The 23,525-nt window shown below is 36.6% G+C and carries 22 protein-coding genes; 21 read left to right on the top strand and 1 reads right to left on the bottom strand.

Translation table 11 applies throughout. The features are described from left to right. Window positions 1-135 precede the first annotated feature (135 nt). The 8 genes from hrcA to thiI all read left to right on the top strand — a co-directional run bounded on the left by hrcA (window position 136) and on the right by thiI (window position 9,742). Window positions 136-1,167: a heat-inducible transcriptional repressor HrcA gene (gene hrcA / locus acsn021_RS12615; RefSeq protein ID WP_184088685.1), complete on the top strand. Its 1,032-nt coding sequence runs from the start codon at window positions 136-138 to the stop codon at window positions 1,165-1,167. Window positions 1,168-1,244: 77 nt separating this feature from the next. Beyond that, on the top strand, window positions 1,245-1,835 hold the full coding sequence (gene grpE, locus acsn021_RS12610; RefSeq protein WP_184090016.1) for a nucleotide exchange factor GrpE: 591 nt from the start codon (window positions 1,245-1,247) through the stop codon (window positions 1,833-1,835). Between the two features lie 141 nt (window positions 1,836-1,976). Then, window positions 1,977-3,836: a molecular chaperone DnaK gene (dnaK, locus tag acsn021_RS12605; protein WP_184088688.1), complete on the top strand. Its 1,860-nt coding sequence runs from the start codon at window positions 1,977-1,979 to the stop codon at window positions 3,834-3,836. A 337-nt stretch (window positions 3,837-4,173) separates the two neighbouring features. Next, window positions 4,174-5,316, top strand: a complete 1,143-nt coding sequence (gene dnaJ, locus acsn021_RS12600) for a molecular chaperone DnaJ (RefSeq protein WP_184088692.1) — start codon at window positions 4,174-4,176, stop codon at window positions 5,314-5,316. Between the two features lie 114 nt (window positions 5,317-5,430). Further along, the gene (gene prmA, locus acsn021_RS12595) at window positions 5,431-6,396 is read left to right on the top strand and encodes a 50S ribosomal protein L11 methyltransferase (protein ID WP_184088695.1); all 966 of its coding nucleotides are present in this window, start codon (window positions 5,431-5,433) and stop codon (window positions 6,394-6,396) included. Window positions 6,397-6,413: 17 nt separating this feature from the next. Beyond that, window positions 6,414-7,154 (top strand): 16S rRNA (uracil(1498)-N(3))-methyltransferase, encoded by a 741-nt coding sequence (locus tag acsn021_RS12590; RefSeq protein ID WP_184088699.1) that lies wholly within the window; start codon window positions 6,414-6,416, stop codon window positions 7,152-7,154. Between the two features lie 177 nt (window positions 7,155-7,331). Beyond that, the gene (locus acsn021_RS12585) at window positions 7,332-8,492 is read left to right on the top strand and encodes a cysteine desulfurase family protein (protein ID WP_184088702.1); all 1,161 of its coding nucleotides are present in this window, start codon (window positions 7,332-7,334) and stop codon (window positions 8,490-8,492) included. A gap of 74 nt (window positions 8,493-8,566) precedes the next feature. Then, window positions 8,567-9,742, top strand: coding sequence for a tRNA uracil 4-sulfurtransferase ThiI (gene thiI, locus acsn021_RS12580; RefSeq protein WP_184088706.1), 1,176 nt, complete (start codon window positions 8,567-8,569; stop codon window positions 9,740-9,742). Between the two features lie 199 nt (window positions 9,743-9,941). On the opposite strand, the gene acsn021_RS12575 is transcribed toward thiI, so the two are convergent. Beyond that, entirely contained in the window at window positions 9,942-10,175 is a 234-nt protein-coding gene (locus tag acsn021_RS12575; RefSeq protein ID WP_184088709.1) for an HPr family phosphocarrier protein, read from the bottom strand. A 332-nt stretch (window positions 10,176-10,507) separates the two neighbouring features. On the opposite strand from acsn021_RS12575, the gene mtaB reads away from it, so the two are divergent. From mtaB to acsn021_RS12510, 13 genes are all read left to right on the top strand, one after another. Beyond that, the gene (mtaB, locus tag acsn021_RS12570) at window positions 10,508-11,983 is read left to right on the top strand and encodes a tRNA (N(6)-L-threonylcarbamoyladenosine(37)-C(2))-methylthiotransferase MtaB (RefSeq protein WP_184088712.1); all 1,476 of its coding nucleotides are present in this window, start codon (window positions 10,508-10,510) and stop codon (window positions 11,981-11,983) included. Between the two features lie 122 nt (window positions 11,984-12,105). After that, a complete protein-coding gene (locus acsn021_RS12565) occupies window positions 12,106-12,366 on the top strand; it encodes an IreB family regulatory phosphoprotein (RefSeq protein ID WP_184088715.1) in 261 nt (86 codons plus the stop codon). A 56-nt stretch (window positions 12,367-12,422) separates the two neighbouring features. After that, a complete protein-coding gene (gene ruvX / locus acsn021_RS12560) occupies window positions 12,423-12,869 on the top strand; it encodes a Holliday junction resolvase RuvX (RefSeq protein WP_184088718.1) in 447 nt (148 codons plus the stop codon). Next, window positions 12,869-13,144 carry a DUF1292 domain-containing protein gene (locus acsn021_RS12555; RefSeq protein ID WP_184088723.1) on the top strand — a complete coding sequence of 92 codons (276 nt, stop codon included), beginning with the start codon at window positions 12,869-12,871 and terminating at the stop codon, window positions 13,142-13,144. Before ruvX ends, acsn021_RS12555 begins: the two co-directional genes overlap by 1 nt. Before the next feature lie 709 nt (window positions 13,145-13,853). After that, window positions 13,854-14,327 (top strand): Fur family transcriptional regulator, encoded by a 474-nt coding sequence (locus acsn021_RS12550; protein ID WP_184088726.1) that lies wholly within the window; start codon window positions 13,854-13,856, stop codon window positions 14,325-14,327. A gap of 77 nt (window positions 14,328-14,404) precedes the next feature. Beyond that, window positions 14,405-16,078: a ribonuclease J gene (locus tag acsn021_RS12545; protein WP_184088729.1), complete on the top strand. Its 1,674-nt coding sequence runs from the start codon at window positions 14,405-14,407 to the stop codon at window positions 16,076-16,078. A gap of 21 nt (window positions 16,079-16,099) precedes the next feature. Further along, complete coding sequence (locus acsn021_RS12540; protein WP_184088732.1) at window positions 16,100-16,543, top strand: endolytic transglycosylase MltG; 444 nt, start codon at window positions 16,100-16,102, stop codon at window positions 16,541-16,543. A gap of 101 nt (window positions 16,544-16,644) precedes the next feature. After that, window positions 16,645-17,301 (top strand): O-methyltransferase, encoded by a 657-nt coding sequence (locus acsn021_RS12535; RefSeq protein WP_184088735.1) that lies wholly within the window; start codon window positions 16,645-16,647, stop codon window positions 17,299-17,301. 69 nt (window positions 17,302-17,370) lie between these two features. Further along, the gene (locus acsn021_RS12530) at window positions 17,371-18,606 is read left to right on the top strand and encodes a peptidase U32 family protein (RefSeq protein WP_184088738.1); all 1,236 of its coding nucleotides are present in this window, start codon (window positions 17,371-17,373) and stop codon (window positions 18,604-18,606) included. 387 nt (window positions 18,607-18,993) lie between these two features. Continuing rightward, a complete protein-coding gene (gene speD, locus acsn021_RS12525) occupies window positions 18,994-19,797 on the top strand; it encodes an adenosylmethionine decarboxylase (protein ID WP_334297319.1) in 804 nt (267 codons plus the stop codon). Window positions 19,798-19,886: 89 nt separating this feature from the next. Next, a complete protein-coding gene (locus tag acsn021_RS12520) occupies window positions 19,887-21,341 on the top strand; it encodes an aminotransferase class I/II-fold pyridoxal phosphate-dependent enzyme (protein WP_197978575.1) in 1,455 nt (484 codons plus the stop codon). Window positions 21,342-21,444: 103 nt separating this feature from the next. Then, complete coding sequence (gene speE, locus acsn021_RS12515; protein WP_184090019.1) at window positions 21,445-22,293, top strand: polyamine aminopropyltransferase; 849 nt, start codon at window positions 21,445-21,447, stop codon at window positions 22,291-22,293. 32 nt (window positions 22,294-22,325) lie between these two features. Continuing rightward, the gene (locus acsn021_RS12510) at window positions 22,326-23,525 is read left to right on the top strand and encodes a saccharopine dehydrogenase family protein (RefSeq protein WP_184088747.1); all 1,200 of its coding nucleotides are present in this window, start codon (window positions 22,326-22,328) and stop codon (window positions 23,523-23,525) included.

Below are 23,525 nucleotides of genomic sequence, written 5' to 3'. Positions count from 1 at the left end.
GGAATATATTCTTAATTGCACAAAAAATCCAAAATAGCACTTGACAAAATAAATTGATAGTGCTATTTTATGTATAAAGATATTAGCACTCTATCTCAGTGAGTGCTAACAATCAAAAATGGCAGGAGGGGTTAGATGCAGTTGGATGAACGTAAATTGAAGATATTACAAGCAATTATACGTAATTATCTGGAAACTGGAGAACCGGTGGGTTCCCGGACAATTTCAAAATATACTGATTTAAATCTTAGCTCCGCCACGATAAGAAATGAAATGGCTGACTTAGAGGAACTTGGCTTTATAATACAGCCACATACCTCGGCAGGCCGTATTCCATCTGATAAAGGTTACCGCTTGTATGTAGATACCATGTTGGAAGATAAAGTACAGGAAGTTGAGAACATGAAAGAGCTTATTCTGCAAAAAGCTGATAAGATTGACCTCCTATTAAAGCAGGTGGCAAAGCTTCTAGCAGTAAATACCAACTATGCGACTTTGGTTACAAAACCTCAGTATCGCAGTAAAAAAGTTAAGTTCATTCAGTTAACCGAAGTTGATTGTACCCAATTGCTGGCAGTAATTGTAATAGAAGGTAATATTGTAAAAAATAAAATTATCGATATACAGGATAGCCTGGACAAAGAAATTATACTAAAGCTGAATATTGTTTTTAACACCTTTTTGCAGGGACTTGATTTGGCTGAAATTAACATGTCCATAATTCAGAAGATAAAAGAGCAGGCCGGGAATTATGCAGGTCTGGTAAGTAATATTTTAGATGCCATTGCGGAGGCTATCAGCGAGGAAGAAGAAGTTGAAATATACACCAGCGGTGCAACTAACATTCTGAAGTATCCTGAACTAAGTGATATGGGAAAAGTTACGGAATTAATCAGCACCTTTGAAGAAAAACAACAGCTTTCCGAACTTGTCAACAGTAAACTTGAGGATAGTGGCAATGGTGGAATACAGGTATATATCGGAAGTGAAACACCCGTAGAAGCCATGAAGGATTGTTCAGTCGTTACGGCAACCTATGAACTTGAAGAAGGTGTCTATGGCAAAATAGGAATTATAGGTCCAAAACGAATGGATTATGAAAAAGTAGTCAGCACGCTGCATACTCTTATGGTTCAGCTGGATGACATATTTAAGAAGAAAACCTAACATAAGGAAAGGTGGTTACAAGAGTGGAAGATAAGAAAAATTCTGTGGATGAAAAGCTTGAAGATATAAATCCGGATATGGAATTAGAAAAGGATGAAACTTTAAAAACAGAGAGTCAGGGTACTGCCTCAAATGTTGAAGAAGCTAAAACCCAGACAGAAAACCAGGAGAGTGTTGAGGAGACAAAATCAGGTAAATCTTTCTTTAAAAAGGACAAAAAAGATAAGAAAGATAAAAAGGATGAAAAGATTGATGAGTTAAATGATCGCTTAATGCGAACAATGGCGGAATTTGATAATTTCCGTAAACGCTCAGAAAAAGAAAAAACCCAAATGTTTGAAATTGGAGCAAGAGACATAATTGAAAGAGTACTTCCGGTTATTGATAATTTTGAGAGAGGTTTAGGAGCCATAACAGAGGAAGAAAAAGAAGGTGCATTTGCGCAGGGTATTGAAAAAATTTATAAACAGCTTTTAACAACTTTAACAGAAGCCGGATTAAAGCCTATTGAAGCAGTTGGAAAGGAATTTGATCCTAATTTCCATAATGCAGTGATGCATATGGAGGATGCAGAACAGGGCGAGAACCTGGTTGCGGAAGAATTCCAAAAGGGTTATATCTACAGAGACACAGTAGTTCGCCACAGCATGGTAAAGGTAGTAAATTAATAACTGTTTAGTCAATCGCTAAATAATTCTAAGTGGGTCTTTCACATAACAGGAGCCTGATAAGCTATAGCAAATGTTTATGAAGTTTCACTTTTAATCAATAAAAATAAACTTTGATAATAATGATAGGAGGAAATATATATGGGTAAAATCATAGGAATTGACTTAGGTACCACAAATTCATGCGTTGCCGTAATGGAAGGTGGAAAACCTGTTGTTATCGCTAATGCAGAAGGTGCTAGAACTACTCCTTCCGTAGTTGCATTCACAAAAACAGCAGAAAGATTAGTAGGTGAATCAGCAAAACGTCAGGCAGTAACAAACTCTGATAAAACAATCTCATCCATAAAAAGACACATGGGTACAGAGTATAAAGTGAGTATTGATGATAAGAAATTTACACCACAGGAGATTTCTGCAATGGTTCTTCAAAAATTAAAAGCTGATGCAGAAAGCTATTTAGGTGAAAAAGTAACAGAAGCAGTTATTACCGTACCCGCTTACTTTAATGACGCACAAAGACAGGCAACAAAAGACGCTGGAAAAATAGCTGGTCTTGATGTTAAGAGAATTATTAATGAGCCTACAGCGGCAGCATTGGCTTATGGTCTTGATAATGAACACGAGCAAAAAATTATGGTTTATGACTTAGGTGGTGGTACCTTTGACGTTTCCATTATTGAAATTGGTGATGGTGTAATTGAAGTTTTAGCTACTTCCGGTGATAATAAGCTTGGTGGTGACGACTTTGATGAAAGAATCACTAGATATATGATTGATGAATTTAAGAAAACAGAAGGTGTTGACTTATCTTTAGATAAGATGGCATTGCAGAGATTAAGAGAAGCTGCTGAAAAAGCTAAAAAAGAGTTATCCTCAGCAACTACAAGTAACATTAACCTTCCTTTCATCACTGCAACAGCAGAAGGACCAAAGCATTTCGATTTAAACTTAACCAGAGCAAAATTTGATGAATTAACGCATGATTTGGTAGAGAGAACTGCTACTCCGGTTCAGAATGCTTTAAAAGATGCAGGAATTACTTCATCCGAATTAAAGAAAGTACTATTAGTTGGTGGTTCTACTCGTATCCCTGCTGTTCAGGATAAAGTGAAACAATTAACTGGACACGAACCATCAAAGACTCTTAATCCAGACGAATGTGTAGCTATCGGTGCATCCGTTCAGGGTGGTAAATTAGCAGGAGATGCTGGTGCAGGAGATATCCTTCTTCTTGACGTAACACCACTTTCCCTAAGCATTGAAACTATGGGTGGCGTTGCGACTAGATTAATTGAAAGAAACACAACAATTCCTACCAAGAAGAGTCAGATTTTCTCAACTGCAGCAGACAATCAAAGCGCGGTAGATATCAACGTTGTACAGGGTGAAAGACAATTTGCGAAAGACAATAAGAGCCTTGGACAATTCAGGTTAGATGGAATTCCACCAGCAAGACGAGGTGTTCCTCAAATCGAAGTTACTTTTGATATCGATGCGAATGGTATCTTAAATGTATCTGCTAAAGATTTAGGAACAGGAAGAGAACAAAACATTACCATTACCGGTGGATCAAATCTTTCCGATGCAGATATTGACAAAGCAGTAAAAGAAGCTGCTGAGTATGAAGCTCAGGATAAGAAACGTAAAGAAGCGGTAGAAGTAAGAAACGATGCTGATTCCATGGTATTCCAGACAGAAAAAGCTTTAAGTGAAGCCGGAGACAAAATCGGAGCTGATGATAAAGCAAAAGTAGAAACTGATTTACAACACTTAAAAGATTTAATGGCTAAATCTAATCCTGAAGTTATGTCTGATGGAGAAGTAGAAGATATTAAAGCTGCTAAAGAAAGATTGATGGAAAGCGCACAGGCTTTATTTGCCAAATTGTATGAACAGACTCAGGGCGGTCCTGCCCCTGATATGTCAGGAGCACAAGAGGGCAGTGCAAGTGACACCTATGCGGATGATGTAGTAGATGGAGATTATAAAGAAGTCTAATAACGAATCAGCCACAGCGGATTATTAAATAGAAAAATAATAAAAAGTTAACAGGACGGCACAAACTGGCTTAATGCTTCATAAGTTTATCTTGACGATTTTAGAATTTTTCATTACAATATGATTTGACTTGTCGAATCATATTGTAATGAAGTGTAACTATTCAGTTGAGCTCTTATTAAATAGTTACGATGGCATAAGAGTTATGGGTCGTCCCATAACGAAAAAACAATAGGCGGTCTAAGGACTGCCTATTTGTCGATATAAATAAATTGCTTTTGTGTATAAAAAGGGTGCAAGATTCGCTTTTGCAACCATAAGGAGGATGGATTAGAGCATGGCAGATAAAAGAGATTATTACGAAGTCCTGGGCCTGTCCAGGTCAGCAACGGATGATGACATAAAAAAAGCCTACAGAAAATTAGCAAAGAAATACCACCCGGATGCAAACCCGGGAGATACTGAGGCAGAAGCTAAGTTCAAAGAAGCTTCAGAAGCGTATGCTGTATTAAGTGATGCAGACAAACGAAGACAATATGACCAATTCGGTCACTCCGCTTTTGAAGGGGGAGCAGGCGGTGCCGGTGGTTTTGATTTTAATAACATGGATATGGGAGATATCTTTGGAGATATCTTTGGAGATTTATTCGGAGGCGGAAGAACCAGAAGGTCAAGTAATGGGCCAATGAAGGGACCTAATGTCCGTACCGGAGTTAGAATTACATTCCAGGAAGCTGTAAGCGGCGTAGAAAAAGAACTGGAGTTAAATCTAAAAGAAGATTGTGGTACTTGTCACGGAACAGGTGCAAAACCTGGAACCAGCACGGAAACTTGTAGAAAATGTGGTGGTAAAGGGCAGGTAGTATATACTCAGCAATCATTATTTGGTATGGTAAGAAATGTGCAGACCTGTCCGGATTGTAACGGTACCGGAAAGGTGATTAAAGATAAATGTTCGGACTGTTATGGAACTGGTTATGTAAACCGTAAAAAGAAGATTCAGGTATCAATTCCTGCTGGTATAGATAATGGACAGAGCATACGTATTAGGGACAAGGGTGAACCAGGTGTCAATGGTGGTGAAAGAGGCGATTTGTTGGTTGAAGTCTCTGTAAGCAGACACCCTATCTTCCAGAGACAGGAATATGATGTCTATTCTACAGCACCAATATCCTTTGCGGAGGCAGCTTTGGGCGGAGACGTGAAAATCAGTACAGTGGATGGAGATGTTCTTTATACGGTTAAGCCAGGCACTCAAACGGATACGAAAGTACGTCTTCGTGGAAAAGGCATTCCAACCTTACGTAACAAACAAGTACGCGGAGACCATTATGTAACTTTAGTTGTTCAGGTACCTACTAAATTATCTAGCGAGCAAAAAGAGCTGCTGCAAAAGTTTGATGATTCTATGAATAACCGAAGCGATAGTGAATCGGCGGAGCCGGAAAAAGAGAAGAAGAAGAAATTCTTTGGTAAATGAAGTAAAAAACGGTAATAGTTATATAACAAGGTCTTAAAAACAGAAACGAATAGGAGGCAGTAACACATCGTAAAGCAGGCACTTTGTGAAATGATGTGTTATGAAGGATGGATTATGAAATGGACAAAACTGACTTTATCAACTATGGCAGAGGCGGTAGACCTGGTAAGTAATATGTTAAGCGAATTAGGTATTGAAGGGATAGAGATTGTTGATAATGTCCCAATTACAGAACAGGAAAAGAAAGCAATGTTCATTGACATCCTACCCGAACTGGATTTAGATGATAAAACTGCCGAAATAAGTTTTTATCTGGGGGAAGAAGATAGTTTACAGACTATAACCTATCAAATTCAAGAAGGATTAAGAGAATTATCTGGTTATGTAGATGTTGGCAGTGGCGTTATAGAGGTTTCTGAAACAGAAGATACAGACTGGATTAATAATTGGAAAGCATATTTTAAGCCTTTTCGTATTGATGATACGATTGTAATCAAACCGACTTGGGAAGAACTTGCCAGTGTGGGTGAGAAAGACATTGTAATAGAAATTGACCCCGGTACATCTTTTGGTACTGGCTCACATGAAACTACAAAACTGTGTATACTAGGTATAAAAAAACATTTAAAACCTGGTATGCATTTACTGGATGTAGGCTGTGGAAGTGGAATACTTTCAATTGTGGGGGCAAAATTAGGAGCAGACAGGATATTTGCTACAGACATAGATTCGAATGCTGTGAATTCAGCATATGAAAATGCAGAAGTAAATAAGATATCAACAAATATTTTAAATATAGTCAGCGGAGATATTATATCCGATAATACATTACAGCAGAAAGCAGGGATGGAATGCTATGACATGGCAGTAGCAAATATACTGGCAGATGTCATTATTCCATTGTCTGCTGAAATTGGACAGCATATAAAACCAGGGGGATTCTTTATCAGCTCAGGTATCATTAATACCAAAAAGGAGCAGGTTAAAGCCGCAGTATTAGAAAATGGATTTCAAATCCTTGAAATAAATGAAATGGGAGACTGGGTATCCATTGTGGCACAAAAACCAGTAAGAGATTAAGAAAGGTTGGTGTCACAATGTACCGTTTCTATGTAGAGCAAAATCAGATTAAGGAAAACAGCATCTGTATCCTTGATTCAGATGTTAACCATATAAAAAATGTACTTCGGATGAACCGGGGAGATACATTAATTGCCTGTGACGGACAAGGAAAAGATTATATATGCAGTATTACTGATTTGTCTGATAAAATAGTGGAGTTAGCTATTAAACAGGTTCAAAATAGCTATGCAGAATTAGAAGGCAGGATTTACCTGTTTCAAGGTCTGCCTAAAAAGGATAAAATGGAATTAATTATACAAAAGGCTGTTGAGCTTGGTGTATATGAGATAATACCGGTAATGACGAAGCGTACAGTCGTTAAGTTAGAAGATAAGAAAAAAGAGTTAAAAAAGCTAGAGCGTTGGCAAGCAATTGCTACCAGTGCTGCCAAACAGTCCGGCAGAGGGATTATACCACGTATAGCTGGAACCAAGACCCTTAAACAGGCTTTGGACTATGGCAGTGAACTGGACTGTCGTTTTATTCCTTATGAAAATGCAGAGGGGATTGAGTATACAAAAGAAGTAATTGCAAATATACAAAGTAAACACAAAGTAGGCATTTTTATTGGGCCAGAAGGTGGTTTTGAAGAGAAGGAGATTACTCTTGCAAAGGAAGCAGGATATCAGCCGATTACGTTGGGAAAAAGAATTCTGCGTACAGAGACAGCAGGGCTTGCAATACTTTCTATGATAATGCTTCAAATGGAAACTTAATGTACTGTAAACGGGATTGAAGAAATATAAAAATGCCCCGGTCTGTTTTGTGATATGTGATGAAAATAAAGTTGGTAGAAAATATAGAAGATAGAAAGGTTGCCACAGAGGATTCTATAAAACTGTCTATTTGTGGCAGTATCACAGGCAAATCTGCGGTAAGCAAGCGGTAAAAGAATGGAAATATATTTAGACAATGCGGCTACAACCAGAGCATTTGATTCCGTGAATAAATTGATGCTTCAGGCCCTTGAACTTGATTATGGGAATCCGTCTTCTCTTCATAGAAAGGGATTAGCGGCAGAAAAGCTCATAAAAGAAGCAAAAGAAATTCTGGCCAAGAGTCTTAAAGTTGATACAAAAGAGATATATTTTACCTCTGGAGGAACGGAGTCTAATAATCTTGCGTTAATTGGTGCGGCCTATGGTAACAAGAGGGCGGGAAATCACATTATAACCACTCGGATAGAACACCCTTCTGTACATAATCCGCTGATATTTTTGGAAGAGCAGGGGTTTCGCGTTACTTATGTTCCAGTCGATGGGAACGGAAAGATTATAGAGGATGATTTATTAGCTGCGATTGATAAAGACACTATTTTGGTGTCTTTAATGTATGTCAATAATGAGGTTGGTGCGGTACAGAACATCCGTAATCTCTCTGGTAAGATAAAAGGGAAAAAATCTGATATAATAATACACGTCGATGCAATTCAGGCTTTTGGTAAATATACAATCTATCCAAAAAGGGAAGGAATTGATTTATTGTCTGCCAGCGGGCATAAGATTCACGGACCAAAGGGTAGTGGGGTACTGTTTATTAGGGATAAGGTCAAAGTCAACCCAATCGTATTTGGAGGGGGACAGCAAAAAGGTATGCGTTCCGGCACGGAAAATGTTCCTGCCATTGCAGGACTTGGACAGGCTGTGAAAGAAATATATCTAGGACATCAGGAAAGAATAGATAAATTATATACTTTAAAAAAAGTTTTTATAGATGGGGTGAAACAACTGGAAGGTGTCACTGTAAATTGTGTTGGTGATGAGTTAAAAGATTCAGCACCACATATAACCAGTGTTAGCTTTGAAGGCATCCGTAGTGAAGTCTTACTGCATGCCTTGGAGGATAAAGGTATATATGTATCTTCCGGTTCTGCCTGTGCGTCTAATCACCCGCAGCTTAGTGGTACACTAAAGGCAATTGGATTACCAAAGAATTTATTAGATTCTACCCTGCGGTTCAGCTTTTCCGTATTTACAAAGGAAGAAGAGATTGAGTATACTCTTAGTGTGTTAAGAGAGCTTGTACCTCTTCTAAAAAGGTATAACAGACATTAAGTTAATAATATCTTTTAGAAATATTAATTGTTTAAGAGAACAGGCGTTAAGAATACGCAGATGGGAGAATTTTTATGTACAAGGCATTTTTAATTAAGTACGCTGAAATAGGAATTAAGGGCAAAAACAGATATCTGTTTGAAAATGCCTTAAGAGATCAAATAAAAAACAGTCTAAAAGACCTGGGTGATTATCTAGTTTCAAAAGAGCAGGGAAGAATATATATTGAATGTCCGGATGACTATGATTATGACGAGACAGTAGAAGCGCTTCAGCGAGTATTTGGTATTGCACAGATATGTCCGGTTTCGATTATAGATACCATTGATTGGGATCCCTTAACTGAGGCAGTAGGTAATTATGTTGAAGAACGGTATCCAGATAAGAACTTTACTTTTAAGATGGAAGCAAAGCGCAGTGATAAGAAATATCCACTTACCTCACCGGAAATTTGCGTTGAGATGGGGGCTTATTTATTGCGTCGTTTTCCTGAGATGAAGGTGGATGTGCACAATCCTTCCGTTCGTATTATGGTCGAGGTTAGGACACGATCCTATGTATATTCAGAAATCATTCCGGGGTTAGGTGGAATGCCGGTTGGTTCAAACGGAAAAGCCATGTTACTGCTGTCTGGTGGTATTGATAGTCCGGTTGCCGGGTATATGGTGGCAAAAAGAGGTGTAACCATAGATGCGGTATATTTTCATGCACCTCCATATACAAGTGATAGAGCCAAAGAAAAAGTAGTTGATTTAGCTCGCTTGGTTTCTAAGTATACTGGTCCAATCAAACTTCACGTTATTAATTTTACAGATATTCAGTTATATATTTATGAAAAATGCCCTCATGATGAGCTTACTATTATTATGAGACGTTATATGATGAAGATAGCAGAGACTTTGGCAGTAGATTCCGGTTGTCTGGGACTGATTACAGGAGAGAGTATTGGTCAGGTGGCAAGTCAGACACTTCACAGCCTTGCTGCAACCAACGAAGTATGCTCCTTGCCTGTTTACCGTCCATTAATAGCTTTTGATAAGCAAGACATTGTAGACATTGCAGAAAAGATTAACACGTACGAAACCTCTATACTGCCATATGAAGATTGCTGTACTATATTTGTAGCAAAACATCCGGTAACAAAGCCTAGTCTTAAGGTAATACGTTATTCAGAAAAAGCGTTAGAGGAAAAAATTGAGGAACTGGTTAAGACAGCCTTAGATACGAAAGAAACCATATTGGTTCAGTAATAAGAGTAAGAGAAACAAACGCAGGGGAGTTGCGGCAAAAGAAGTTATACGCTGCACCCCCTTTTCTTGCAAGATGAAGAGTAAAAGGGAATTAAGGAGCTCTTTAGCACTTGTAATTGCTTAGAAAATGCAATGGGCTCCTTTATAAATAAAAAGAGGATACCTACGTATCCCCATTAAGTAACTGTAAACCTATTTCTTATTCAACAATATAAGGTTTTAAAACATTAAGAATTTTTTCAACACTATCATCATTATGAATATTCAGGTCAATAGGTTTTGATAAATCCAAGCTAAAGATACCCATAATGGATTTTGCATCAATTACGTATCTGCCGGAAACTAAATCAAAATCTGAATCGAATTTAGTAACATCATTTACAAAGGATTTAACCTTGTCGATTGAATTAAGAGAGATTTTTATTGTTTTCATTGTAATTCCTCCTTTTACATTGGATTTTATAGGATAGTTTTCCTATCTTTATTACAAGTATATACTACATTTTAGACCCTTAAAAGTCAATATACAAAGTAAATAAAAAAACTTGTTTCGAAAGGCACATTGCACGAAATTAAATTTTCCTTGGTAGAAACCAATAAAATAACTGAAACATAAGTGGAACGTATTTAAGCAAAATAATGAAAATTTATTTTTTTGTTTCGAAAATCCCAATTTTGCTGATTTTAGTGAAGTTTTCATATATAATAATATAATACAGATATAGAAATTATATGTTATTTAGAAAGGATACCACAATATAAAAAATGGAAAGTAATATTCTGATAAAAAGAAATATAGATAAAGAATTCAGTGCCAGTACAGTTGCTTTTTTAACTTTGGGATGTAAAGTGAATTCATATGAAACCGAAGCAATGCAGAAGCTTTTTGAAGATGAAGGATTAAGAATAGTTGAATTTTCTCAAAAAGCAGATATCTATGTAATCAATACTTGTACGGTAACCAATATTGCAGACCGTAAATCACGTCAAATGCTTCATAAGGCAAGAAAAATGAACGAGAATGCATTGGTAGTGGCGGTTGGCTGTTATGTGCAGGCGGCTAAAGATACTTTAGAGCTGGATGCAGCAATTGATGTTGTAATTGGAAATAATAAAAAGAAGGATATCATTGGTATTTTAAAAGAGCATTTTGGCGGTAATACTTGTACTGTAGAGCAAGACACCTTACAAAGGGAGGAAGAGAATTCTACTAAAGATAAGAATATTCTGAAGGAAGATGAAGATACTAAAATCTTTCATAAGGAAGACCGCGTAATTGATATTAGTCATGAAACTGAATATGAGGAATTGAATATACGGGAAGTATCCGAAAAGACAAGAGCATATATTAAAATACAGGACGGATGTAACCAGTTTTGTTCCTATTGTATTATTCCCTATGCCAGAGGAAGGGTTCGAAGCCGTTCCCAGTCAGCTGTTATTGAAGAAGTAAAAAGGCTTGTTGAAAAAGGCTATAAAGAAATTGTATTAACCGGAATTCACTTATCCTCTTATGGAATTGATTTTACAGAAAATGAAGCCTATGAAGAAGAGAGTCTCCTGCTAAAGCTCATTGTAAGTTTACATGAGATAGAAGGTTTGCAAAGAATTCGTCTCGGTTCTTTGGAGCCGAGAATTATAACAGAAAACTTTGCCGGTACCTTGTCAAGGTTATCTAAAATGTGTCCTCATTTTCATTTGTCCCTTCAAAGCGGTTGTGATGCAACCTTAAAACGTATGAATCGCAAGTATACAGCTCAGGAGTATTATGAAAAATGTCTTTTGTTGCGTAAATATTTTACAGCTCCAGCTATTACAACTGACATAATAGTAGGATTTCCAGGAGAGACAGAGGAAGATTTTCTGGAAACTCAAAGATATCTAAGAAAGATTTCCTTTGCCCAAATGCATGTCTTTAAATATTCTGTTAGAAAAGGAACAAAGGCTGAGATAATGCCTGACCAGGTAAAAGAAGAAGTAAAAGCACAAAGAAGTAATGCGTTAATACAGTTGGCGGAAACGATGACAAAAGAATATCAGTCCTATTTTGAAGGAAAAACTGAAACTATATTAATTGAAGAAGCTATGGTTATTGATGGCATAACCTATCAAGTTGGACATAATGAAAGATATCTTAAGCTGGCTGTTAAGTCAGAAGAAGATTTGACAAATCAACTGGTTTCAGCTAAAGTTTGCGGCTATCTTAGCAAAGAAATCATGTTTTGTGAAATAATGGATTGAAATTTGCTGTGATTTATATTAATATATATATAATACACTGTGCGTAAGCAGATACAAAACATTCCCATATGGAATATTTTTACCTGAAATGATATAGAAAGATAAAAGAAGGACGTGAGGTTATGCAGGAATTTAACAATACCCAGTATTTTAGAGTACAAAAAGAAAATGAGATATCCGTGAAGGAAATTATTTCTGCTGTTTTTACCGCTATGACTGAAAAAGGCTATAATCCGGTAAATCAGATTGTTGGATACGTCATGTCCGGAGACCCTACCTACATAACGAATCATAAAGGTGCGAGAAGCCTGATTATGAAGGTAGAAAGAGACGAGATATTAGAGGAATTACTAAAAGATTATATTAACCATAATCTTGTGTAAGACAGTAGTATGAACAGTAGCTAGGAGTATAATTACGCTGCTAGCAAGGAGGAAGCATGAGAATTATGGGACTCGATTTCGGTTCTGTTACGGTAGGAGTAGCTATCAGCGATGAATTATTAATTACAGCGCAGGGAATAGAGACAATACGTAGAAAATATGAAACGAAATTAAGACAGACATTGGCAAGAATAGAAACTCTTATACAGGAATATGGAGTGGAGAAGATAGTACTTGGTTATCCCAAGAATATGAACAATACAGTAGGCGAACGCGCAGTAAAATCCGAGGAATTCGCAGATACATTAAGAAGAAGAACAGGTTTAGAGGTAGTGCTTTGGGATGAAAGACTGACAACCATTGCTGCGCACCAAACATTGGAATTAGGAAATGTAAACCGCAAAGACCGTAAAGAAGTAATAGATAAAATTGCGGCGGTATTAATATTACAAGGTTATCTGGATTTCTTAAGACATCAAAGGGATAAAATAGGAGAAATATAATGGATGACAAAAAAAATAAAATTACTTTTTTAACAGATGATAAAACAGAAGAAAAGTTTTATGTTTTAGAACAGACAAAGCTGAATGGAGTTACGTATCTATTGGTTTCTGATACAGATGAGGATGAAGAAGAGGGAGATGCATATATTTTAAAAGATATGTCCGCTGAAGAAGATGAGGCTGCTCTTTATGAAATGGTAGAAGATGAACAAGAACTCAATTCAATTGCTAAAATATTTGAAGAATTGTTGGAAGATATAGATATAGAGATTTAAATTAAATGAATCTTTTACAAAATATAATTTTAGATATATACCTTTAGCAGGAAGCATATAATTGAGAATAAAAATCAATAAGCTTTTACGGTATTGCTATTTAAACAGATATCGACTAATATAGTACAATAAGTATACGAGAATAAGTATTTTAACATAGGGTATCTATGAAAAATAATCAAAAAATTTTAAATTCGTACAATATAGAACAGATAAATATATCGATAACGATTTAAGTTTATTATATAAATTACAAAATTGTAATAATAATTATTTTGATGAAACAGAAGAATCTAAAGTTATCAGAGTAGAGCTTGAGAGTATAAGAAATAAATTGTTTTTATATTACAGGTTTAGTAAAGATAAACAGGTTGATTGTTTTCTTCAAAAGATTGTGCGGTTAAAAAAAACGAAATATAGCAGCAAGTCAATAAAAGAATTAATTATATATAATAGCAGTTGTATAATATACATTTGTTATTATATACAACTAACATTTTTAAAAGACAGTGCTGTTTATAATATACATAGGCAGGAAGCGAAAATTATTAGGGAATAGAGGCGAATAGCGTTTACGATTTAGTTTTCATGAAATGACTATTATTAGCGAAAGCTTTAAGGAAAGATATATAAGTGCAAATTAGTTAGTTAGGTTAAAAGATTTCAAGGATTTTACAACCTTGTTGTAAAATCGGGAAGGTGATAGGCTATGCTTGATAAGCAGGAGCGATTCAAAACATTATTAAAAGAAAATGGGCTTAAGGTTACCACTCAGAGAATAGAAATACTAGAAGCTCTTGAGAATCGACCGGATAAGCATTTAACTGCTGAAGAAATATATGAATGTGTAAAAGAGAAAAATCCGGACATCGGATTAGCCACTGTTTACAGAACGATTCAATTATTAACAGAGTTAAACCTTATAGATAAGCTGAATTTGGGAGATGGTTTTGTACGATATGAGATCGGCAGACAAGGCAGTGATGATAAAGCACACCATCACCATCATTTGATATGTCTGAATTGCGGGAATGTACTAACTTTTCAGGGAGATTTATTAGATACCCTGGAACATCATATTCAGGAAACAATGGGTTTTGAAGTCGTTGACCATGAAGTAAAGATGTTCGGTTATTGTAAAACATGCAGGAAAGAAGCAGTAAAAGCTAAAAAATCAAATTGAAATCAACTTAATTTAATCAATTGCACTTTAAATATAATGGACAAAACTACATAAACTAACCATTGGAGGTGCATTGTTTGAAAGAAAATATTACAGATTTAAAGGGAGTAAAAGTTATTCCCTTAGGTGGATTAGAACAAATAGGGATGAATATAACAGCATTTGAGTATGAGGACAGCATTATAGTTGTTGACTGCGGTTTATCCTTTCCGGAAGATGAGATGCTAGGAATTGATTTGGTTATTCCTGATGTAACATATTTAAAAGAAAACATAAATAAAGTAAAAGGCTTTGTTATTACACACGGCCACGAAGACCATATTGGGGCATTACCTTATATTTTAAGGGATATTAATGTACCTATTTATGCGACTAAGCTGACGATAGGAATAATCGAGAATAAATTAAAAGAGCATAATTTGTTAAAATCTACAAAGCGCAAAGTTATTAAATATGGACAATCTATAAATCTTGGCTGTTTTCGAATTGAATTCATCCGCAGCAATCACAGCATTGCTGATGCGGCAGCACTTGCTATTTTCACTCCGGCCGGACTCATTGTTCATACAGGAGATTTTAAAGTGGATTATACGCCCGTATTTGGCAATACCATTGATTTGCAACGCTTTGGTGAATTGGGCAAAAAAGGTGTTTTAGCACTTATGTGTGATAGTACTAATGTGGAAAGACCTGGATACACTATGTCAGAGAGGACCGTTGGAAAGACCTTTGATAATATATTTGCAGAAAATACCCGCAGCAGGATTATCGTTGCAACCTTTGCTTCTAATGTTGACAGAGTTCAGCAGATAATTAATTCTGCTGAGAAATACGATAGAAAAGTAGTAGTAGAGGGAAGAAGCATGGTTAATATTATTGCTACTGCTTCAGAGTTGGGTTACTTAACCATCCCTAGTAACATTATGATTGATGTTGAGCAGATGAAAAATTATCCGGATGATAAGCTTGTGTTAATAACCACCGGCAGTCAGGGAGAAGCAATGGCAGCTCTTCCTAGGATGGCAGCATCCATTCATAAGAAGGTGTCCATTAAGCCTGGTGACACGGTAATCTTTAGCTCAACACCAATTCCGGGTAATGAAAAACCTATATTTAAAGTCATTAATGAGCTTTCCATGAAAGGTGCGAAGGTCATATTCCAGGATACGCATGTATCCGGTCATGCCTGCCAGGAAGAAATTAAACTCATATATGCATTGACCAAACCTAAATATTCTATTCCGGTTCATGGTGAATATAGACACTTGAAGAAACATGCAGAATTGGCACAGTCTATGGGTGTACCTAAAGAAAATGTATTTGTAGTTTCTTCTGGTGATGTACTGGAACTTTCCTCTGAAAAAGCAGGAGTTGTCGGAAAAGTACAGGCACAAGGTATCCTTGTAGATGGCTTAGGTGTTGGTGATGTAGGAAATATTGTTCTTAGAGACAGGCAGCACTTATCTGAAAATGGTCTTTTAATCGTAGTCGTTACGCTGGAAAAGTACACCAATCAGATATTGTCCGGTCCAGATATTGTATCCCGTGGCTTTGTATATGTAAGAGAGTCAGAAAATCTTATGGATGAAGCAAAGGTGGTTGTAAGTGATGCACTGGAAAAATGTCTCAGCAGGAATACAACTGACTGGGGTAAGATGAAAAATGAAATTAAGGATTCTCTAAGTGACTACCTATGGAAGAAGACGAAGAGAAATCCTATGATACTCCCGATTATCATGGAAGTAAATTAAATGTAAAAGGAGATAGTAAGTATGACTTCCAAGCCTACTACTACGCAATTGGTTTTTAAGATTTCCAGTTTCATATTACGGACGTTGTTAAATGTATTATTTTATGCAGTAATCGTTATTGTCACCATTAGAGCCTGTAAAATAACGTATGATTTCAGTTATCAGGTATTTGGACAAGTGGCAGCGTCAGAAGAGCCGGGCAGGGACGTAGAGATTCAAATTAAAAAAGGAGAATCTACTATGAATATTGCCAGCAAGCTGGAATTAAACAAGGTTATTGTAAACAAATATTCCTTTTACTTAAAAGCAAAGCTGAAGAGTCATAATTTAATGCCGGGAAATTACATCTTAAATACTTCTATGACTTATGATGAAATATTTGAAATTATTACAGTTCCGTCTGATGATGAAGAAAGTACAGAAGAGTCGAAAGAAATAACTGACAGGTATATCAAGTTGACATAAGAATCAATATAAAATATAATAAAGGCGAACCTGGGCATGATAGCTTTGGTTCGCCCTTTATCCGCATAAGACAAACATTAAGTATATTGTAAAGGATAGACATGATAGTAGATGAGAGAATAACTGCATATATCAATTCCTTGGAGCGGGAAATGCCAAAGTATTTAGAGGTTTTGGAAAAAGCAGCCTTGTTTGAAGGAGTTCCAATTATACGAAAGGAAACCCAGACTTTTTTGAGGTTTCTTTTGACTTGTCATAAACCCAAGAGAATTCTGGAGGTAGGAGCGGCAGTCGGATTTTCGGCTATATTTATGAGTGAATATATGCCTTCTGACTGTACTATTACTACTATAGAAAAAGTTGAGATGCGTCTTCAAAAAGCCAGAAAAAATATAAAAGAAGCGTCAAAGAGTGCTAAGATTACATTGCTTGAGGGAGATGCGTTAGTACTTTTAAAGGAGTTAGCAGGTAAGGAAGAAAAGGCATATGATTTTATATTTATGGATGCTGCCAAAGCACAATATATGAATTTTCTTCCAGAGATTATGAGGCTATTATGCCCTGGCGGACTTCTGATAACCGATAATGTATTACAGGATGGTACGGTAGCCCAGTCCAGATTTGGTGTAACCAGAAGAGATAGAACGATTCACACACGTATGAGAGAGTATCTTTATACCTTGACGCATATGGAAGAGTTAGAAACAGCGGTTGTTCCTGTAGGTGACGGTGTAACCGTCAGTACTAAAAAGGCTTAATCATTACGTACAAGATGATATCGGAATTGATGTAAGGTCATTTTGACCAATAGAAAGGCATGGAAATACATGAGAGAATATAAAAAACCGGAGCTGTTAATTCCGGCAAGTAATTTAGAAGTTTTAAAGGTAGCTGTATTATATGGTGCAGATGCGGTGTATATTGGCGGCGAAATGTATGGTTTAAGAGCGAAGGCAAAAAATTTCAGTTTGCAGGATATGAAAGACGGAATAGAATTTGCCCATTCTTATGGCAAAAAGGTCTATGTAACAGCGAATATAACAGCACATAATGAAGATTTATCTGGGGTTTCTGGTTACTTTAAAGAGTTAAAGGAGATTAAGCCGGATGCGATTATTGTATCAGATCCTGGAGTGTTTGAGATAGCAAAGGAAGTAATTCCAGACATAGAAATCCATATAAGTACCCAGGCTAATAATGTAAATTACGGCACCTACCGTTTCTGGCACAGAATGGGAGCCTCCAGGGTAGTATCCGCAAGGGAATTATCATTAGAAGAAATAAAAGGAATTCGTCAAAATATACCGGATGATTTAGAGATTGAAACCTTCGTGCATGGTGCTATGTGCATGGCTCATTCTGGCAGATGCCTGTTAAGTAATTACTTTACGGGAAGGGATGCTAATAGAGGCGCTTGTACCCATCCCTGCCGTTGGAAGTATCATCTGGTAGAAGAAACACGTCCGGGGGAATATCTGCCTGTAGAAGAAAATGAAAGGGGTACTTATATTTTTAATTCTAAAGACCTCTGTATGATTGAATATATTCCGGAGATTATAAATGCAGGTATTGACAGTCTTAAGGTAGAAGGCAGAATGAAAACGGCTTTATATGTGGCTTCTGTTGCAAGAACCTACCGCAAGGCCATTGATGATTTTTTTGAATCACCGGTTACGTATGAAAAGAATATTCCCTATTATAAAGAGGAAATATCAAAATGTACTTATAGGCAGTTTACCACAGGATTCTTTTTTGGTAAGCCAAATGAAGATGCACAAATCTATGATAATAATACCTATATTAAGGAATACACTTATTTAGGGATTATACAAGGAATATCAGAAGCAGGGCTTTTTGAACTGGAGCAGCGTAATAAATTCTCTGTTGGGGAAGAACTTGAAGTGATGAAAACTGACGGCAGAAATATGAAAGTAATAGTGAAAAGAATAACCGATGAAGAAGGCAATGAAATGGACAATTGTCCGCATCCTAAACAAAGAATTTTTATTGACTTGGGAGAGGAATTAGAACTTTACGATATCCTTCGGAGAAAAGAAGACTAAAAGGCATATGAATAAAATAAAGGCTGTTGCAGCTAAAATTTATCTGAAAAGTACGATTTGTACCAGATAAAATGCAGTTGCAACAGCTTTTTTTATATTGTATTCGTTTTATCTGATGAAGTAGAAAAGTTTAATGGGTATAATAGAATTGGAGAGACTATCCTTAAAACATAATAACTAGGTAATAATTTTAAATCATAGGGAATACTGATACTTACTTAGGGCACATAGTATCTCGGATTAGATTTGGGAGAAAAAAACAGCCAGATTCTGCTATAATGCGTAAAGGTCTTCTTTAAAAAATCATAAAGAAATTACATTGATTTTTAAGAATAAACGTGCTACAATGTAAGCCGATTATGAACAAGAAAGGTTGTGATGTTAGGGTTGGAGAAAAAGCTGACTTTGTATGGCTTTAACAACCTCACAAAAACACTTAGCTTCAACATCTATGATGTTTGCTATGCAAAAAGTGAGAGAGAACAAAAGGATTATATTGCCTATATTGATGAGCAGTATAATTCCGAAAGGTTAACTAATATTTTATGCGATGTGACGCAAATGATTGGAGCTCATGTACTGAATATTTCCAAGCAGGATTACGATCCGCAGGGAGCCTCCGTCAACATTTTGATTGCGGAAGGAGATTTATCCTCAGAACATATTGATGAATCCTGCAATCAAGGGAAATATATGGAGCAACAGAGGGATACAGTACATGCTCATTTAGACAAAAGTCACGTTACTGTGCATACTTTTCCAGAGTATCATCCTGATAACTCTATTTCCACTTTTCGTGTAGATATTGATGTATCTACTTGTGGCGAAATATCACCACTGAATGCGCTGGATTATCTAATCGGTAGTTTTGACTCTGATATTATAACAATAGATTACAGGGTCAGAGGTTTTACCAGAGATGTTGAGGGCAAAAAATATTATATAGATCACGATATAACGTCTATTCAGGACTATATTGATGATGTTACATTGACAAAATATGATGCAATTGATGTGAATGTGTATCAATCTAATATATTTCACACCAAGATGCTGATAAAAGAAATAGCGCTGCAGAATTATCTCTTTAATCTGGACGTATATGAGCTGCCTCCCAAGCAACGTTTGGAGATAACCAGTAACCTGCGCAAAGAAATGATAGAGATTTTCAGTGGCATGAATATATATTAGTTGTGTGGGTATAATTTATAAATTTTCAAACGCAACTTTGTGCCTGTAGCTCAAAGTTTGCAGATATTGGAAAGGACATGGGCATTAGTATGAATATACTTTTACAACAAAAAGCGCCTATTTATGAAGCGCTGGTAAAACATAAATCAAACAGAGTCGTACCATTTGATGTACCGGGTCATAAAGGCGGCAGAGGTAACAAGGAACTAACAGACTTTTTAGGCGAAAATTGCTTAAAGGTGGATGTCAATTCCATGAAACCTCTGGACAACCTGTGTCATCCGACGTCTGTGATTCGCGAAGCAGAACAGATTGCAGCCGATGCTTTTGGTGCTGAAGCCGCCTTGTTTATTGTGAACGGAACAACTGCTTCTGTGCAAGGGATGATAATGTCTGTCTGCAAAGCGGGAGATAAAATTATTATGCCCAGAAATGTGCATAGAAGTGCAATCAATGCATTAGTAGTATGTGGTGCTATACCCATATATGTAAATCCAGGAGTAAACCGTGACCTTGGAATACCTTTAGGAATGTCTTTAGAGGATGTAAAACAAGCTATAACAGAGCATCCTGAGGCAAAGGCAATTCTTGTGAATAATCCAACCTACTACGGAATATGCTCTGATTTAAGAGGGATTGTAGACTTCGCTCATGAACATAACGTGAAGGTATTGGTAGACGAAGCGCATGGCACCCATTTTTACTTTGGTGACAATATGCCGGTATCCGCAATGGAAGCAGGAGCGGATATGGCTGCTGTAAGTATGCATAAGACAGGAGGTTCTCTTACACAAAGTTCCTTTTTACTTTGCGGTGAGGGAGTAAATCCTCACCATGTACGGCAGGTAGTTAACTTAACGCAGACAACCAGCGGGTCATATCTGTTATTGGTTTCTCTGGATTTGGCGAGAAAAAATTTAAGCCTGCATGGAAGGGAATTATTTAAAAAGACGGTAGAATATGCAGAATATGCAAGGGATGAAATTAATAAGCTGGGTGATTTTTATGCTTTTGGTTCTGAACTGGTTGACTACGACGCAGTTTTTGATTTTGACCCTACAAAACTATCAGTTCATACCAGAAAGATGGGTCTGGCCGGTATTGAGGTTTATGATTTACTAAGGGATGAATATGGTATACAGATTGAGTTCGGTGATATCAGTAATTTTCTGGCAATTATATCAGCAGGTGACAGAGCATTGGAAATTGAACGGCTTATAGCTTCCTTATCAGAAATTAAAAGACTGTACGGCAAAGAGGATGTAACCGGTATGTTCGATCATGAGTATATCGATCCAGATGTAGTTTTACCACCTCAAATAGCTTTCTATAGTGACAAAAAGGCTTTACCTATTAAAAAGACTGTAGGAGAAATCTGCGGAGAATTTGTTATGTGCTATCCTCCGGGAATTCCCATACTGGCACCGGGAGAGCGGATTACAGATGAAATTGTTAATTATATCTTATATGCGAAGGATAAAGGCTGTCTCCTTACAGGAACAGAAGATATGGCAGTCAACAACATTAATGTTGTTAATTTATAGGATGAAAGAAAATTTTAATAGAAAGGTTGCCACATAGCTATTCTTTCAACCTTTTTAAGAGTGGCAATACCACAGGAAAAACTGCGGTATGCTGGGTAAAATAATGGAGTTATGGTTTACGGAAAATCACACAGATGAAGCAAGATTTTCTATAAAAGTTGACAAGCATCTTTTCAGTAAGCAGAGCGAATTTCAGAGAATTGATGTTTTTGAATCCAAGGAATTTGGTAAGATATTGACTCTGGATGGTTTTCTCATGGTGACTGAAAAAGACGAATTCATCTATCACGACATGATAACCCATGTTCCTATGGCAGTCAATCCGAATATCAGTAAAGTGCTGGTAATTGGAGCAGGTGATGGAGGTACGGTCAGAGAACTGTTACGTTATAAGACAATCACCCATATTGATATGGTAGAAATTGATAAGGATGTCGTAACGGTTTGTAAAGAATATCTTCCGCTTACAGCATGCGGCTTAACGGACAATAAGGTTCATCTGTACTTTGAAGACGGTTTGAAATTTGTTAGGGGAAAAGTTTCAGAATATGATTTAATTATTGTAGATTCCACGGATCCTTTCGGGCCGGGAGAAGGGCTTTTTACGAAGGAGTTTTATGGCAATTGCTACCGTGCCTTAAAGGAGGATGGTATTTTAGTTAACCAGCATGAAAGTATGTATTATACTTCCTATGCGGAATCCATGAAACGTGCGCATCAAAGAATACAGGACAGCTTTCCGGTTGCGAAGATTTATCAGGCACATATACCAACGTATCCGTCTGGTCATTGGCTTTTTGGTTTTGCTTCCAAAAAATATGATCCGATTCAGGATTTAGACAGTGACAAATGGAATAAGTTGGGTTTAAAGACAAAATACTATAATACAGATTTACATGTTGGGGCTTTCGCAATTCCAAACTATGTGAAAGAGCAGCTAGAAGAACGTTAATAAATTAAGTAAAAGATTCAGGAGGTACTATCATGGGAAAAGCGTTAATAATCGGTGCTGGAGGAGTAGCCAGCGTAGTTGTTCATAAATGTTGCCAGAACCCGGAGGTTTTTGAAGAAATCTGCATCGCAAGCAGAACTGTATCAAAATGTGATGCTCTTAAGGAAAAATTAAAGGAAGGTAAAACAAAAATCTCTACAGCTTCACTTGATGCGGATAATACAGAAGAGGTTATTGCTTTAATTAATCAGTTCAAACCGGATATTGTAATTAATGTTGCCCTGCCTTACCAAGACTTAACTATTATGGATGCTTGTCTGGCAACTAAGGTGGACTATCTGGATACAGCCAACTATGAGCCGCTAGATACGGCTAAATTCGAATATAAATGGCAATGGGCTTATAAAGAAAAGTTCGAGAAAGCTGGTATCACAGCGGTTCTTGGATGTGGATTTGACCCGGGAGTAACAGGCGTTTTCTCGGCTTTTGCCATGAAACATTATTTTGATGAAATCAAACAAATAGATATTTTAGATGCTAATGCAGGGGATCACGGCTATCCTTTTGCAACAAATTTTAATCCTGAAATTAATATCCGTGAGATAACTGCTAACGGAAGTTATTTTGAAAAGGGGCAATTTATTGAAACCGAACCATTAGAAATCAAAAGAGTTTATAATTTCCCGGAAATCGGTAACAAGGATATTTATTTACTTCATCATGAAGAAATGGAATCTCTTGCATTAAATATAAAAGGAATTGAAAAAATCCGATTCTGGATGACTTTTTCTGAAAAATATATAACACACCTTAGAGTTCTTGAAAATGTAGGTATGACTTCTATTGAACCTATTGATTTTGAAGGACAAAAGATTGTACCGTTACAGTTTTTAAAGGCAGTACTTCCAGACCCTGCATCTTTAGGACCAAGAACGAAAGGTAAAACTAACATTGGATGCATTTATCAGGGTACAAAGAATGGAGAAGATAAAACTTATTACGTATATAATGTATGTGATCATGAGGAATGCTATAAGGAAGTTGGCTCACAGGCCATTTCTTACACTACAGGTGTTCCGGCTATGATTGGTGCCATGATGGTATTGCAGAAGAAATGGAAAAAACCAGGTGTATTTAATGTAGAAGAATTCGATCCCGATCCATTTATGGAAGCATTAAATAAATGGGGACTTCCTTGGAAAGAAGAGTTCGCTCCGACTTTGGTAGATTAG

It is taken from the genome of Anaerocolumna cellulosilytica, assembly GCF_014218335.1.
Lineage (GTDB): Bacteria > Bacillota > Clostridia > Lachnospirales > Lachnospiraceae > Anaerocolumna > Anaerocolumna cellulosilytica.
Note: the sequence above shows the minus strand (reverse complement) of the source record. Positions and strands in the feature narration are given on the sequence as shown.

Coding starts and splice junctions, on each gene's coding strand:
- hrcA (WP_184088685.1), top strand. CDS start 136: ATGCAGTTGGATGAACGTAAATTGAAGATATTACAAGCAATTATACGT.
- grpE (WP_184090016.1), top strand. CDS start 1,245: ATGGAATTAGAAAAGGATGAAACTTTAAAAACAGAGAGTCAGGGTACT.
- dnaK (WP_184088688.1), top strand. CDS start 1,977: ATGGGTAAAATCATAGGAATTGACTTAGGTACCACAAATTCATGCGTT.
- dnaJ (WP_184088692.1), top strand. CDS start 4,174: ATGGCAGATAAAAGAGATTATTACGAAGTCCTGGGCCTGTCCAGGTCA.
- prmA (WP_184088695.1), top strand. CDS start 5,431: ATGAAATGGACAAAACTGACTTTATCAACTATGGCAGAGGCGGTAGAC.
- acsn021_RS12590 (WP_184088699.1), top strand. CDS start 6,414: ATGTACCGTTTCTATGTAGAGCAAAATCAGATTAAGGAAAACAGCATC.
- acsn021_RS12585 (WP_184088702.1), top strand. CDS start 7,332: ATGGAAATATATTTAGACAATGCGGCTACAACCAGAGCATTTGATTCC.
- thiI (WP_184088706.1), top strand. CDS start 8,567: ATGTACAAGGCATTTTTAATTAAGTACGCTGAAATAGGAATTAAGGGC.
- acsn021_RS12575 (WP_184088709.1), bottom strand. CDS start 10,175: ATGAAAACAATAAAAATCTCTCTTAATTCAATCGACAAGGTTAAATCC.
- mtaB (WP_184088712.1), top strand. CDS start 10,508: ATGGAAAGTAATATTCTGATAAAAAGAAATATAGATAAAGAATTCAGT.
- acsn021_RS12565 (WP_184088715.1), top strand. CDS start 12,106: ATGCAGGAATTTAACAATACCCAGTATTTTAGAGTACAAAAAGAAAAT.
- ruvX (WP_184088718.1), top strand. CDS start 12,423: ATGAGAATTATGGGACTCGATTTCGGTTCTGTTACGGTAGGAGTAGCT.
- acsn021_RS12555 (WP_184088723.1), top strand. CDS start 12,869: ATGGATGACAAAAAAAATAAAATTACTTTTTTAACAGATGATAAAACA.
- acsn021_RS12550 (WP_184088726.1), top strand. CDS start 13,854: ATGCTTGATAAGCAGGAGCGATTCAAAACATTATTAAAAGAAAATGGG.
- acsn021_RS12540 (WP_184088732.1), top strand. CDS start 16,100: ATGACTTCCAAGCCTACTACTACGCAATTGGTTTTTAAGATTTCCAGT.
- acsn021_RS12535 (WP_184088735.1), top strand. CDS start 16,645: ATGATAGTAGATGAGAGAATAACTGCATATATCAATTCCTTGGAGCGG.
- acsn021_RS12530 (WP_184088738.1), top strand. CDS start 17,371: ATGAGAGAATATAAAAAACCGGAGCTGTTAATTCCGGCAAGTAATTTA.
- acsn021_RS12520 (WP_197978575.1), top strand. CDS start 19,887: ATGAATATACTTTTACAACAAAAAGCGCCTATTTATGAAGCGCTGGTA.
- speE (WP_184090019.1), top strand. CDS start 21,445: ATGGAGTTATGGTTTACGGAAAATCACACAGATGAAGCAAGATTTTCT.
- acsn021_RS12510 (WP_184088747.1), top strand. CDS start 22,326: ATGGGAAAAGCGTTAATAATCGGTGCTGGAGGAGTAGCCAGCGTAGTT.